General features: G+C 45.6%; 10 protein-coding genes. 3 read left to right on the top strand and 7 right to left on the bottom strand.

Going from position 1 to position 13,484, the window contains the following annotated elements; genetic code table 11:
- Positions 1-6: 6 nt before the first annotated feature.
- Entirely contained in the window at positions 7-1,950 is a 1,944-nt protein-coding gene (mutL, locus tag FOC72_RS10930) for a DNA mismatch repair endonuclease MutL (RefSeq protein ID WP_032914008.1), read from the bottom strand.
- Positions 1,951-2,134: 184 nt separating this feature from the next.
- Between mutL and FOC72_RS10925 the strand changes: the two genes are divergently transcribed.
- Positions 2,135-2,575 carry a LytTR family DNA-binding domain-containing protein gene (locus tag FOC72_RS10925; protein ID WP_002894100.1) on the top strand — a complete coding sequence of 147 codons (441 nt, stop codon included), beginning with the start codon at positions 2,135-2,137 and terminating at the stop codon, positions 2,573-2,575.
- Positions 2,572-3,042: a DUF3021 family protein gene (locus FOC72_RS10920; RefSeq protein ID WP_002894101.1), complete on the top strand. Its 471-nt coding sequence runs from the start codon at positions 2,572-2,574 to the stop codon at positions 3,040-3,042. Before FOC72_RS10925 ends, FOC72_RS10920 begins: the two co-directional genes overlap by 4 nt.
- 48 nt (positions 3,043-3,090) lie before the next feature.
- Here FOC72_RS10920 and mutS read toward each other — a convergent pair whose 3' ends face one another.
- Complete coding sequence (gene mutS / locus FOC72_RS10915) at positions 3,091-5,640, bottom strand: DNA mismatch repair protein MutS (RefSeq protein WP_002894103.1); 2,550 nt, start codon at positions 5,638-5,640, stop codon at positions 3,091-3,093.
- Positions 5,641-5,718: 78 nt separating this feature from the next.
- Entirely contained in the window at positions 5,719-6,156 is a 438-nt protein-coding gene (argR, locus tag FOC72_RS10910; protein ID WP_002894105.1) for an arginine repressor, read from the bottom strand.
- Positions 6,157-6,456: 300 nt separating this feature from the next.
- Here argR and argS point away from each other — a divergent pair, with 300 nt between their 5' ends.
- Entirely contained in the window at positions 6,457-8,145 is a 1,689-nt protein-coding gene (gene argS / locus FOC72_RS10905) for an arginine--tRNA ligase (RefSeq protein ID WP_002894109.1), read from the top strand.
- A 31-nt stretch (positions 8,146-8,176) separates the two neighbouring features.
- Here argS and nrdI read toward each other — a convergent pair whose 3' ends face one another.
- The 4 genes from nrdI to malQ all read right to left on the bottom strand — a co-directional run bounded on the left by nrdI (position 8,177) and on the right by malQ (position 13,234).
- Positions 8,177-8,665, bottom strand: coding sequence for a class Ib ribonucleoside-diphosphate reductase assembly flavoprotein NrdI (gene nrdI, locus FOC72_RS10900; RefSeq protein WP_002894111.1), 489 nt, complete (start codon positions 8,663-8,665; stop codon positions 8,177-8,179).
- 62 nt (positions 8,666-8,727) lie between these two features.
- Positions 8,728-9,246, bottom strand: coding sequence for an ABC transporter permease (locus FOC72_RS10895; RefSeq protein ID WP_002894113.1), 519 nt, complete (start codon positions 9,244-9,246; stop codon positions 8,728-8,730).
- A 181-nt stretch (positions 9,247-9,427) separates the two neighbouring features.
- Positions 9,428-11,689, bottom strand: a complete 2,262-nt coding sequence (glgP, locus tag FOC72_RS10890; RefSeq protein ID WP_002894115.1) for a glycogen/starch/alpha-glucan family phosphorylase — start codon at positions 11,687-11,689, stop codon at positions 9,428-9,430.
- A 33-nt stretch (positions 11,690-11,722) separates the two neighbouring features.
- Complete coding sequence (gene malQ / locus FOC72_RS10885; RefSeq protein ID WP_002894118.1) at positions 11,723-13,234, bottom strand: 4-alpha-glucanotransferase; 1,512 nt, start codon at positions 13,232-13,234, stop codon at positions 11,723-11,725.
- Positions 13,235-13,484 lie beyond the last annotated feature (250 nt).

The following is a 13,484-nucleotide window of genomic DNA, read 5'->3' as shown; positions in this document are numbered from 1 at the left end:
TAGAGTTTAGTATTTCCCCAACTCCCGCAGGCTAGTATGATTTTCCTGAATGCGGCGAAACATTTTTTCCATATCCGACTTGGTAAAATTGACTAAGACCGGTCGGCCGTGTGGGCAGTTGTAAGGATTGTCACACTGGGACAGCTGAAAGAGCAAGTCACGCGCAGAGTAGTCATCCAGACTGTGATTGGCCTTGATGGAGCGTTTGCAGCTCATCATAATGGCCAGCTCTGCTCGATATTTCTTGATAGAAACTTCCTTGGTCAGGAGAAGCATATCACACATCTCATAGATACCTGCTTCAATCTCCTCTTCCTTGAACCAAATGGGATGCTCACGGAGGATAAACTGATTGGCTCCGTACTCCTCTAAAAAGATGCCAGCATCTTCTAACAGCTCCATCCGCTGCTTGATCCGCAGTATATCGTCCGCTGGAAATTCAAAGATATAGGGCACTAAGAGCTGCTGCTGGCTATTGTCCACATCTCCAATCTTCTCCCGATAATACTCATACTTGACCCGCTCCTGGGCAGCATGCTGGTCAATAATGTAAAGACCACCCTTGCCCTGAGCAAAGAGATAAGTGCCATGCATCTGGCCGAAATATTCTAACTCTGGGAAGCTTGACTTCTCTTCCTGCTCCAACTTATCCACAGCCCGCTCCAGACTGACCTGATCAAGCTCTGGATGGTCTAGTTGGTCATAGCTAACTGGCTTTCTCTCTGCAAATTTGACCGAAGTTGGTTGTGGCTCTGCTTTTTCATTTGTCGCTTCATGAATAGGCTCCGCTGATTCTTCGAAGGATAGCTGCTGCTCGGCCACCTGTGGCTTGAGGAAGAAGTCATTCTGCTCCTTATCGTAGTAGAGGCGATTTTCTTTCAGCGGGAGGCTGGTCTGTTCGGGCTTAGTCGCACGCTTAACAGTTGATTTGGCTAGATTTTCCAAAGCATCCGGGATAAGATCCTGCTCCTTGAGACTGGTTGCAATAGCTTGCGAAATCAAGGCCATGAGTTCCCGCTCTTTAGAAATTCGCACCTCTTGCTTGGTCGGATGGACATTGACATCGGCCAGATAGGGGTCAATCTGAATATTGATGACCGCGAGTGGAAAGCGACCTACCATAAGCTTGCTGCCGTAGCCGTCCAAAATAGCGCGATTGAGCAGGAAATTCTTAATGTAGCGGCCGTTGATGAGAATGGTAATATAATTCCGATTCGCACGAGTCAGCTCAGGCAAACTGACATAGCCACTCACTTCAAAATCCAAATCCGATGCAGAGATTTCCACCATTTTCTTAGCTGTTGCCAAACCATAGATTCCTGCAATAGCCTGACGCAGATTACCACTGCCGGCAGTCCGTGTCATTTCGCGGCCGTCACTGATAAGGGTGAAAGCCACTTCCGGATGGGCCAGACTAAGCCGATTAATCACATCAACGATATGGGACAGCTCAGCCTGCTGGCTCTTCATATACTTGAGCCGGGCTGGAGTATTGAAGAAGAGATCTTCAATCTTGATTTTCGTTCCCACTGGACTGCTGGTAGGCTCATGCTCTTCAATCTCACCGCCTTGGGCAACTAGCAGGGTTCCGTGCTGGCCGGCTTCAGTCGCTGTCTCAATGGTGAAACGCGAAACAGAAGCAATGGAAGGAATGGCCTCACCACGAAAACCCAGTGTCCGAATCCGAAAGAGATCCGCTTGTTTCTTGATTTTACTGGTAGCATGGCGGCGAAGTGCCAGAGGGACATCTTCGTGGTCTATGCCTTCACCATTATCCGTTACCTGGATAGTCTTGAGTCCAGCCTCCTCTATTTCGATGGTAATCTGACTTGCACCCGCATCAATTGAATTTTCCACTAGCTCCTTGACCACGCTGCTAGGCCGCTCAATGACTTCACCGGCCGCAATCTGATTGGCTAGAATTTCTGGAAGTTCGATAATTTTTGACATCTTTTTCTCCGTATTTGTTCTGCTATCTATTATAACACATTGGGCTCTTTCTATCAGAAGGGAACCTTTTCTCAACTACTCTGCTCACAAGCCAAACCATATAGACACAAATAGCTGCCACATAGACAAAAGGGCTTGTTTTCGCTGCCAAGTTGCGGTTTAATAAAGGTGAAAGGAGGAAGTTATGAAAGTTAAGCTAAGAATCGATTCTCAAGTCACCGAAGACTCCGTCAGCATTGAGGCTCGCCTCATGACAGAAAGCATTCAGGAATTGGTCCACTTTGCTCAACATCTAGGCAAAGAAGACAAGATTCATGTCAAGAAAGAAGACGAAATCTATCTGCTGAACGCTAAGGAAATCCACCGAATCTATACAGAAAATCGCCAGGTTCAGGTTCGAACAGCAAAAGACAGCTATCGAGCTCAACAAGCTCTTTATCAATTGCTGCAGGTCCTGCCGGAGTATTTCCTGCAGATTTCTCAGTCAGAGATTATCAACAGCCGGCAAATCAGCCATCTCAAGCTGACTCCAAATGGCCTCATTCAAATATTTCTGAAAAACGGCGATCAGACTTACTCGTCCCGCCGCTATCTCAAATCCATTAAAGAAAGGTTGAAATTATGAAAACTCGTCTTAAAGAACTCTTTTTCGGAGGGATTGGAGGGATTTTCATCGGTCTCTTCTTCTCCATGATTGTTTCTTATTTTTACAATCCAGCTTATCTACCGCTGCACCCTCGCTCTCCTACCGGCCACTTCTTTTTGAGCCAGCATGTCCATGTTTCCCTCATCATGCTCTACTGCCTGCTTATCTGGTTTATCATGGGAGCTATTTTCAGATGGAGCGGAAGCTTCTTCCAAAGAGACTGGAGCATCCTGCGCTCCGTCGTTAGCCACTATGGTGTGATGATTCTGACCTTTGCACTTTTGGCTAATCTAGCTGGATTTTTCCCAAGAGAAAAAATACTTAGCCTGACACTAACTGCCGTCGGGGAATTCACCCTCATCTATCTAATTATTTCAGGTGCCATCTACTACCGCACTTACCGCAACATTCAAAAAATCAATAGCGGTTTGTCTAGAAAATCGTGAGAAATAAAAAGAGCAGACTTGTGAAATTAGCAAGTCTGCTCTTTGTTTTTACAACTTCTTCTTGAGCTCGGCCACTGCTGCCATGACTTCCAGGGGAGTCATATTGTAGATGTCCAAGTCTCGGAGTTCAGTCAGGATTGGATTTTCCGTTCCTTCTGCGAAAAGAGACATCTGCTCCGCCACTTGTGACTGCTTCGGTCTGGATGCAGCAGGAAGCTCTGAGCCTAGTCCTGTATCCTGACTCTCCAAATGGCTCAAAATGTTGTCCGCCCGCTCCAGTAATTTCTCAGGAAGTCCGGCAATCTTCGCCACATGGATTCCGTACGACTTGTCAGCCGGACCAGGCTCAATCTTATGCAGGAAAGTCACCTGTCCGTCCTTTTCCAATGTTGCCACATGGACATTTTCCAAATGCTCCAAGCTATTCTCTAAGGCTGTCAGCTCATGATAGTGGGTAGCAAAGAGGGTCTTGGCTCCAGTATAATGATGAATATGCTCAATAATAGCCTGAGCCAGCGCCATCCCATCGTAAGTCGCTGTCCCACGGCCCAGCTCATCAAAGAGAATGAGCGAACGCTCGCTGGCCTGTCGAATGGCCCGATTGGCCTCCATCATCTCCACCATAAAGGTGGACTGGCCAGATACCAAATCATCCGCAGCACCGATACGAGTGAAAATCGCATCGAATAGCGGCAGACTGGCAGACTGAGCAGGCACATAAGAGCCCATTTGTGCCATAATGACGATGATAGCCAGCTGGCGCATATAAGTCGATTTCCCGCTCATATTCGGCCCGGTAATCAGCTGGATGTCCGTTTCCTGGTCCAGCAGAATACTATTTGGAATGTAGCTTTGGGCACCCATGACCTTTTCCACAACAGCATGCCGACCTTTTTCAATCTGCAGACAGCGCTCTGCAGTAAAGACGGGGCGCACCAAATGTAGTTGCTCTGCTACCGCAGCAAAGCTCTGCAGGACATCTACAGCTGCCAGCGTTTGTGCCAAGGCCTGCAAGCGCTGGATGTATTTGCCAGCTTCCTCGCGAATCCGCATGAAAATCTCGTATTCCAAATTAGCAGATTTTTCACGCGCCTCCAACATCTCTCCCTCAATCCGGGCCAGCTCCTCCGTTCCGAAACGCTCCGAATTTTTCAGGGTCGCCTTGCGGAAGAAATGACTGGGCACATGAGCCAGCTGAGAATTGGTCACATGGAAATAGTAACCATCTTTTTTATTATAATCAATCTTCAAATTGCTGATGCCACTGTTAGCACGTTCTTTGACTTCCAGCTCCGCAATCCATCCAGTCCCCTCCCTCAGCACAAGCCGATACTGATCCAAGGTTTCATCAAAACCGGTCTGAATGATATTGCCCTCAGTGATGATATGGGGTGCATCCGGCGAAATGGCCGAGCTAATCAAGCCCGCCAACTCTGAAATAGGATCCAAACCCTCAATCAAACGAGCTAGATGCGGGCTGCCGATTCCTTGCAAGATAGCCTTAATCTGAGGCACATTGCCCAATGTTGCTGCCAACTGCAGCAGATCCTTGGGATTGGTCTTGCCAAAAGACACCCGACTAGCCAACCGCTCGATATCATAGACTCCCTTGAGGCTCTCCGTCAAATCACTCCGCTCAAAGAAATGATCCAGAAAAACCTCGACGACATTCTGCCGCTGGCTAATTCGCGCTTCATCAATCAGCGGACGCTGGATCCAAGAGCGCAGCATGCGGCCGCCCATGGCCGTCTTAGTCTCGTCCATCAGCCAATAAAGACTGCCGTGCTTCTTGCCCGAGCGAGCATTTTCTGTCAAATCCAGACTCGCCTTGGTGGCATAGTCCATTTGCAGAAAGTCCTTGATTTCATAATGCTGAGCCTTCTTTAAATGGCTGAGCTCCCTCATCTGGGTCCGGTGCACATACTCCAGCAATTTCCCCGCTGCCTGACGTTCCATCGGAGACAGTTCCTCTCCCAGCAGCTGGACATCATCCAAGGCCGTCTGTACATAGGACAGTAAAAGGTTCATCTGCCCAGCCAAGACCTGCTCTTCAGCTTCTGGCAAGGCATAGCCCAGCACCACTTCCCTAGCCTTCAAATTACGGATTTCCCCGCAGACCAAGGCAAAGTCCTCTAGACTGGTCACCTGAAACTCACCGGTCACCAAATCCATATAAGCCAGACCATAGAGGCCATCTGAGTAATCCAGAGCCACCAGAAAGTTATTGGCAGAGTCCGGCTTACTGGAGTCCACCACCGTCCCCGGAGTGATAACCTGAACAACCTCCCGCTTAACAACTCCCTTGGCTTCCTTGGGATCTTCCATCTGCTCCGCAATCGCTACCTTATAGCCTGACTCGACCAAAACATCAATATACTGCTGTGCCGAATGATAAGGAACTCCGGCCATGGGAATGGGATTTTCTGCATTTTTATTTCGGCTAGTGAGAGAAATCTCTAAAATCTGGGCGGCATTGACCGCATCATCATAAAACAACTCATAGAAATCCCCCATCCGAAAGAGCAAGAAAGCATCTGGATAGTCCTTTTTGATATCCAAATACTGCTGCATGCCTGGCGATAACTTTTCTACTGCCATCTCTATCCTTTCTAAAAACAAACGAGGTCAGGACATCCGTCTCAAACCTCTCCATTTTTCCTGAAAAAACTGTGACTCTTACATCACTTCCTGTATTTGCTCTTCAATCTCCTGAGCAGCCGCCTGATCCCGGCAAACCACTAAAAGAGTATTGGCACCCGCAACGGTTCCCAGAATACGGCTATCAAACGAGTTATCCACAACATTGGCCAGCACTGTTGCCTCTCCCAGGCCCGTACGAAGAACCAGACTAAACTCTGCCCTGGCTACACTCTCCACATGCTTGGCTAAAAACTCTATAAAATCAATCTCTTCAGTCTCATGCGCCAAAACATAATAAGTCAGCCCCTTCTTCTTAACCTTGGTCAGGCCAATTTCACGAAGGTCACGCGACAGGGTAGTCTGCGTCACATAAATCCCTTGCGCTTCCAGACGATCCTGAATCTCCTTTTGCGTTCCTAGCTTTTCCTCCTTAATCATCGTTTTGACTAACTGATGACGGTCATTCTTTCTCATTTTTACCTCATTATTGAATATTTAGAAGCTGCATTCATGAAGAATACTCCATCCGATGAAAAACTGCTTCTCCATCAATCTAGGCAAAGATTTGCAGGAATACTGAGAATAAACAAAAAACTTTAACCAAGAGTGTCAGAGAAGGAAGCATTTAGATGGAAAACTCATCTATAAATACAGGTTCTTATCCCTCTTATTATATCAGAAAAATTCCTATTAGCCCAAAAATTATTCCCAAAAAAATTGAAGATTCCTTGAAAAATGTGATAAAATAATAACAAAAGACACAAAGGAGCAAATATGGATAACAAACAGTTGATTGCCGGCGAATTGGCCAAGGTTATTGACAGCCTTGATCAAGACACTATTTTAAATTTATTGGAGCAGCCAAAGAGCTCTGAACTTGGCGATATCGCCTTCCCAGCCTTTTCTCTGGCAAAGACTGAGCGCAAAGCTCCTCAAATCATCGCTGCTGATATCGCTGAAAAGATTGATACAGCGCATTTTGATAAAGTCGTTGCGACTGGTCCTTATGTCAACTTTTTCCTCAGCAAGGCTGAAATTTCTGGCCAAGTCATCAAAGAAGTCATCAAAGACGGAGCTGACTACGGCCAGCAGAACGAAGGAAATAATCAGAATATCACCATTGACCTGTCCAGTCCAAACATTGCCAAGCCTTTCTCAGTCGGCCACTTGCGCTCTACTGTTATCGGTGATGCTCTTTCCAACATCTTCCGCAAGATTGGCTACAACACCATCAAAATCAACCACTTGGGAGACTGGGGCAAACAGTTTGGCCTCTTGATGGTAGCTTATAAGAAGTGGGGAAGCCAGGAAGCTGTTGAAGCCAACCCTATTGACGAGCTCCTCAAACTCTACGTGCGTATCAATGCCGAGATTGAAAACGACCCATCTCTGGATGAAGAAGGCCGCCTTTGGTTCAAGAAGCTGGAAGATGGCGACCCAGAAGCAACTGAGCTCTGGCAATGGTTCCGCGACGAAAGTCTGACAGAATTCAACCGTATCTACGAACTCCTAGGTGTCGAGTTTGACAGTCTAAATGGTGAAGCTTTTTACAATGACAAGATGGACGAAGGGATTCAAATCCTTGAAGACAAGGGTCTCCTGCAGGAATCAAAAGGAGCTAGCATTGTAGACTTGGAAGACTTTAACCTTCCGCCTGCTATGATTAAAAAATCAGACGGTGCTACCCTCTACATCACACGGGATATTGCAACAGCCATCTACCGGGCTCGCACATACAACTTTGTCAAAAATGTCTATGTTGTAGGTCAAGAGCAGGCCAACCACTTTAGACAGCTCAAGGCCGTTCTGAAAAAGATGGGCTTTGACTGGAGCGACGACATGATTCACGTTGACTTCGGTCTAGTGACTAAGAACCGTCAAAAACTGTCTACACGTAAAGGAAACATCATCCTCCTCGAACCAACTCTGCTGGAAGCTATCAGCCGGGCTAAGAGCCAGATTGAAGCTAAAAACCCAGATTTGGAAAACAAGGAAGCTGTTGCTCGCGCAGTTGGAGTCGGAGCGGTTAAGTTCTACGACCTCAAAACCGACCGTCGCAATGGTTACGACTTTGATTTGGAAGCCATGGTTTCTTTCGAGGGAGAAACAGGTCCTTACATCCAGTATGCTTATGCTCGTATCCAGTCTATCCTGCGCAAGGCTAACTTCCATCCAGATGCAAAGGCTACGTACAGCCTAAACGATCCAGAAAGCTGGGAAATTATCAAGCTGCTCCAAGACTTCGGCCGTGTTGTCAAGCGTGCTGCTGATAACTATGAGCCATCTCTGATTGCCAAATACGCTATTAGCTTGGCTCAAGCCTTTAACAAATACTATGCACACACGCGGATTCTGGATGAAAGCCCTGAGCGCGACAGCCGTCTGGCTCTCAGCTACTCAACAGCTGTTGTCCTCAAAGAAGCTCTGCGTTTGCTGGGAGTAGAAGCCCCAGAAAAGATGTAAGCTTGATTTAGAACATCAAAAAACGAAAACCTCACTGGTTTTCGTTTTTTTCAATATGATAGAGCTCCTCAATAATCCCCGCAACTTTCTTAATGTCTCCCAACATGCCACGCATTTCAAAATCAGCCAAAACCGGAAATCCGAAGCGCTCTGAATATTGCTTGGCGGTCAGACAATATTGGTTGTTAAAGTTACGATTGCCACTGCCAATGACCCCCAAACACTTGCTGGCATTCTGACCATAGGCAATAAAGTCCCCTACATCGGTTGTCAGAATTTCTACATCGCCATTGTCCACACCATTGCCACCCTCCAGATAAGTCGGCAAAAAAGCGATAAAAGGATTGTCCATTTCAAAAAAGGGCTGCCCTTCCTTTACCATGTCTTTGATATGAATCTTCTCTACTTCTAGGCTTGGATGCTGCTCCAGCAAATAGTCTGTCAGCCGACGGACGAAACTCTCTGTATTGCCGCTCAGGCTGATGTAAACCAAGGAAACCTTTGTCATTTTACTCTCCATTCTAAAAAATAACAGATATTGCTTCTTAAAATTGTAAGCACTTATCTGTTATTTGTCAAATATTATTCGCTTGCAGCTAGTTCCGCTTTTTCAGCCTCTTTCTGCTGCTGAATTAACTTAAAGATGACGATGGAAAGATAAATTAAACTGATAACAAAGCCAAGCACTGTTCCTAAAAGAAGACTGTTTGAATGCGTTGCAACGTTCTCAGGGCTTGTAAATACCTTGCCAACAATCCCTTTCGATGAAATATAGACGTAAACCTGAGATAGCAAACTGACTAGTATATAAACGATATAGCTAATATTAGCCATCTGCAGATTTTTTCTAACCAAAAAGACGATAGATGCTATTAACAGAGCCGTCATAACGAAAAAAATCAGCATATTCATTCCATTGCGAAGAAATTCAAAATAAAGTTTATTAAACTGATTTGTCTGATCACTTAACTCTTTTGAGAAACCGATTTGTGTATAATCTACCTCAGAAAACTTTGAGAAAAAACGGCTCCATACTCCCAGTAAAGTTCCGATTGCTGACAAGACCAGCAAAACATAAAGATAAATTGGTTTCTTTTTCATGAACGCCTCCTGTAAAGAAATATTTTCACTTATTATACACCGAAAAGAAAAAGCTGACAAGACCAAGAGGCTTTCATCTTTTCAGAAGCCCACACAATAGCTAAATCCTTATTCATATCTTCGATTAAAAAATCAAAGCCGAAACACTGCTGTCTCGGCTTTTGTTTTGATTTAAAGAATATTAGCTATTCAAGTGCCATACTTCTTCTTCGTATTGAGCGATAGTACGGTCAGATGAGAAGAAGCCAGCTTTAGCGATATTGACGATGACTTTGTCCATCCAAGCATCGCGGTCTTCGTAGTCCGCCAGCATGCGCTCTTTCACTTGGATATAGTCTTCCAGATCCAGCAAGGTCATGAACCAGTCCTTGCTAATCAGCTCATTGTAAAGACGTTCCAAGCGTTCAGCTTTACCGACTGCCAATACTTCATCGCTGACGATAAAGTCAACCAATGGCTTGATAGCTTCGCGCGCATAGTACTCACTAGACTTGTAAGCAGATTTTGCGTAGAGGTCAATAACAGTCTCAGAATCTTCACCGAAGATGTAGATGTTGTCTTCGCCGACCAGCTCTGCAATCTCAACGTTCGCTCCGTCCATAGTACCAAGAGTCAAAGCACCGTTAAGCATGAACTTCATGTTACCAGTACCAGATGCTTCCTTAGAAGCCAGGGAAATCTGCTCAGAAATGTCACCAGCTGCAATCAAGAAGCTAGATGCTGTAACGTTGTAGTTTTCTACCATAACTACTTGCAGATGTGGAGCCACTTTAGGGTCATTAGCAATCACTTCTGACAAGCAAAGAATGAGGTGGATGATGTCCTGTGCAATTGTGTAAGCAGGAGCAGCCTTACCACCGAAGAAGACAGTGATTGGACGAGCAGGGATGTTACCAGCCTTGATGTCCAGATACTTGTGGATAACGTACAGAGCGTTCATTTGTTGGCGCTTGTACTCATGCAGACGCTTGATTTGGATATCAAAGATAGAGTCTGGATTGATTTCCACACCTTGGGCTTCCTTCAAGTGACGAGCCAATTTACGCTTGTTGTGAGCCTTAATGCCTTCCAATTTTTCTTTAACATTTGCAGCGCCAGTGAATTCCAACAAGCCTTCGAGCTTAGTTGCGTCATGGTGCCAGTCGCGACCCAGCAACTCATCCAGATAATGAGACAGACGTGGGTTGGCATGCATGAGCCAGCGGCGGAAAGTAATACCGTTGGTCTTGTTATTGAATTTTTCAGGGTAGATATCGTAGAAGGCTTTGAGCTCAGAGTTTTTTAGGATTTCTGTATGCAGAGCAGCAACCCCATTGACACTGTATCCGTAGTGGATATCCATGTGAGCCATGTGCACACGATCGTCTTCATCAATGATTTGCACTGCTGGATCTGCGTATTTAGCTTTAACGCGCTTGTCAAGCTCTTTGATGATTGGTACCAGGTGCGGTACTACTTCTTTCAAGAATTCCAGAGGCCATTTTTCAAGAGCTTCTGCCAGAATTGTGTGGTTCGTATAAGCAGTCATCTTCTGTACGATGGCAATTGCTTCATCCAGATCCAAACCACGCTCAGTCAAGAGACGAATCATTTCTGGGATAACCAGAGATGGGTGGGTATCATTGATTTGGATGACAGCATAGTCTGCCAAGTCGTGCAGGTTGCTGCCTTTTTCAATCGCTTCGTCAATAATCAGCTGAGCACCATTTGAAACCATAAAGTACTGCTGGAAGATACGGAGCAATTCCCCTTGCTTGTCACTATCATCTGGATAGAGGAAGAGGGTCAAGTTGCGAGCGATATCTGTCTTATCAAAGTCAATACCGTCTGTGATGATATCTGCATCCACTGAGTCCAAATCAAAGAGACGAAGACGGTTCTTAGTTTCTGTCTTGTAGCCTGGCACATCAATATCATAAAGAGTAGATGTCAGAGTGAAGTGAGCAAATGGCACTTGGTAGCTGCGGCTAGAGCGAACCAACCAGTTTTGCTCAGTCAGCCAGAAGTTAGGAATAGTTGTCTGTTCGTTGTTTTTCAAAACCTGTTGGAAAAGACCGAAATGGTAGTTCAGTCCTACACCATCACCATTGAGACCAAGTGTCGCAATAGAGTCCAAGAAGCAGGCAGCCAGACGGCCCAAGCCTCCGTTACCCAGAGACGGCTCCAACTCAACTTCTTCTACTTCGATCAAGTCTTTACCAGCATCTGCCAACTCTTGCTTCACATCATCGTAAAGTCCAAGATTGATCAAGTTGTTAGACAAGAGTTTACCAATCAGGAACTCTGCTGAGATATAGTAGAGTTTTTTCTTACCAGTGTTGACTGGCTTTTGAGCGCTGGCTAATTTAGTGTAGTTCAAAAGAGCCAGGTAGAGTTCTTCGTTGCTGCAATCAGCAAGATTTTTTGAATAAGTATTTTTGATATAAGTTTGTAAGTTTGACATGATTAATCCCTTCAAGCCTGATTCGGCTGTTCTTTATTCGTTAATTAAATCGGTATTCATACGACGGTAAGTCTTGGTCAAGCTGTAAAGCTCACCTTCGACGATTGGATTCAGCTCTTCAGCTGTCATCCGCCAAGTCCAGTTGCCGCCAATTGTGGATGGATAGTTCATCCGTGCCGCACTGTCTAATTCCAGCAGGTCTTGCATGGTCGCAATGGCCATAAAGCTGACTGAAGCAAAGATTGTACGCAGCATTGCATGAGGTACTGTTTCGTACTCCTTACGGTTGGTGTACTGTGCCATGTACTGGCGAGTAGCGTCGTCAATCTCATCCTTGTACCAGCCCAGAACAGTATTGTTATCATGGGTTCCGGTATACATAACTGAGTTGTTTGGCGCCAGATGCGGGCTGTCGATGCTTTCATCATCAGGATTGAAGGCAAATTGCAAGATCTTCATTCCTGGGAAACCAGTGCGCTCGCGCAGCTCGATCACTTCGTCCGTCATAAAGCCTAGGTCTTCTGCGATGATATTCAAATCACCCAAGGCTTCCTTAACCGCTGCAAAGAGCTTGTAGTCAGGACCTTTGACCCACTTACCAGAAGCAGATGTTTCTGAGCCAGCAGGTACTTCCCAGTAAGACTCAAAGCCGCGGAAGTGGTCGATACGGACAATGTCGTAAATCTTGAAGCTTTCACGCAGACGCTCAATCCACCAAGCATAACCATCCTTATCCATAGCTTCCCAGTCATAGATAGGGTTGCCCCAAAGCTGGCCAGTTTCTGAAAATTCATCTGGCGGACAGCCTGCCACACAAGTCGGCTTACCAACAGCATCTGTCTTAAAGAAGTGCGGCTGTGCCCACACATCAGCACTATCAGCTGCCACATAGATTGGCATATCTCCGACAATCTCGATGTGATGTTCATTAGCATAGGCTTTTAATCTTAACCACTGCTTAAAGAAGAGATACTGGGTTACACGATGATAAGTTAGCTTGTCAGCCAGCTTCTCACGGTATGAAGCGAGGCTAGCAGCCTCACGGCGGCGGATAGCTTCATCCGGCCACTCTGTCCAAGCTAGATTATCAAAATGCTCTTTGATAGCCATGTACTCAGCGAAAACTTCCAGCCAAGCTGCATTTTGCTTCACAAAGTTCTCATAGTCAGGCAGATCGCCTGCTTTCAAGAAGCGAGCTACTGCTTTTTCCATGATTGGACGGCGAGCATCGAAAATCTTTGCATAATCCACTTTTCTAGGATCATCTCCGAAATCAGCTCCCTTAACATCTACCTCGTTCAGCAAACCTTCTTCTATCAGAATATCAAAATCGATAAAGTAGGTATTTCCCGCAAAAGCAGAGAAAGACTGATAAGGAGAGTCACCATAACTGGTCGTTCCCAGTGGCAAAATCTGCCAATAGCGCTGCTTGGTGCGAACCAAGAAGTCTACAAAATCATAAGCACTTTGGCCAAAAGATCCGATACCGTACTTGCCCGGAAGGGATGAAATGTGCATGAGCACGCCGCTTTGACGTTTTTTCATTTTGTCACCTCGTTATTTTTCCTCTACGCCTTTTCATTTTTACTTAATGCAAACGTTTGCGTCGACTTGATTATAACCTATTTTTTTTTTAAGTGCAAGGGGTTTTTGAGATTTTTTTCAATTTATTGGTTAATGGATATAATGCTCTTTTAGGACTCTCCTACTGCCCCAATTGTTTACCATTTTTCTCTTCTTGCAAGCGTTCTCTTTTTGTGTTAAAATGTTCTTACAAACAGAAAACGTTTGCGTT

Origin of the sequence: Streptococcus sanguinis (assembly GCF_013343115.1) — a bacterium.
Classification (GTDB): Bacteria; Bacillota; Bacilli; order Lactobacillales; family Streptococcaceae; genus Streptococcus; species Streptococcus sanguinis_H.
This window is presented reverse-complemented; position numbering and strand designations above follow the sequence as displayed.

Coding starts and splice junctions, on each gene's coding strand:
- malQ (WP_002894118.1), bottom strand. CDS start 13,234: ATGAAAAAACGTCAAAGCGGCGTGCTCATGCACATTTCATCCCTTCCG.
- mutL (WP_032914008.1), bottom strand. CDS start 1,950: ATGTCAAAAATTATCGAACTTCCAGAAATTCTAGCCAATCAGATTGCG.
- nrdI (WP_002894111.1), bottom strand. CDS start 8,665: ATGGAGAGTAAAATGACAAAGGTTTCCTTGGTTTACATCAGCCTGAGC.
- argR (WP_002894105.1), bottom strand. CDS start 6,156: ATGAGAAAGAATGACCGTCATCAGTTAGTCAAAACGATGATTAAGGAG.
- mutS (WP_002894103.1), bottom strand. CDS start 5,640: ATGGCAGTAGAAAAGTTATCGCCAGGCATGCAGCAGTATTTGGATATC.
- glgP (WP_002894115.1), bottom strand. CDS start 11,689: ATGTCAAACTTACAAACTTATATCAAAAATACTTATTCAAAAAATCTT.
- FOC72_RS10925 (WP_002894100.1), top strand. CDS start 2,135: ATGAAAGTTAAGCTAAGAATCGATTCTCAAGTCACCGAAGACTCCGTC.
- FOC72_RS10920 (WP_002894101.1), top strand. CDS start 2,572: ATGAAAACTCGTCTTAAAGAACTCTTTTTCGGAGGGATTGGAGGGATT.
- argS (WP_002894109.1), top strand. CDS start 6,457: ATGGATAACAAACAGTTGATTGCCGGCGAATTGGCCAAGGTTATTGAC.
- FOC72_RS10895 (WP_002894113.1), bottom strand. CDS start 9,246: ATGAAAAAGAAACCAATTTATCTTTATGTTTTGCTGGTCTTGTCAGCA.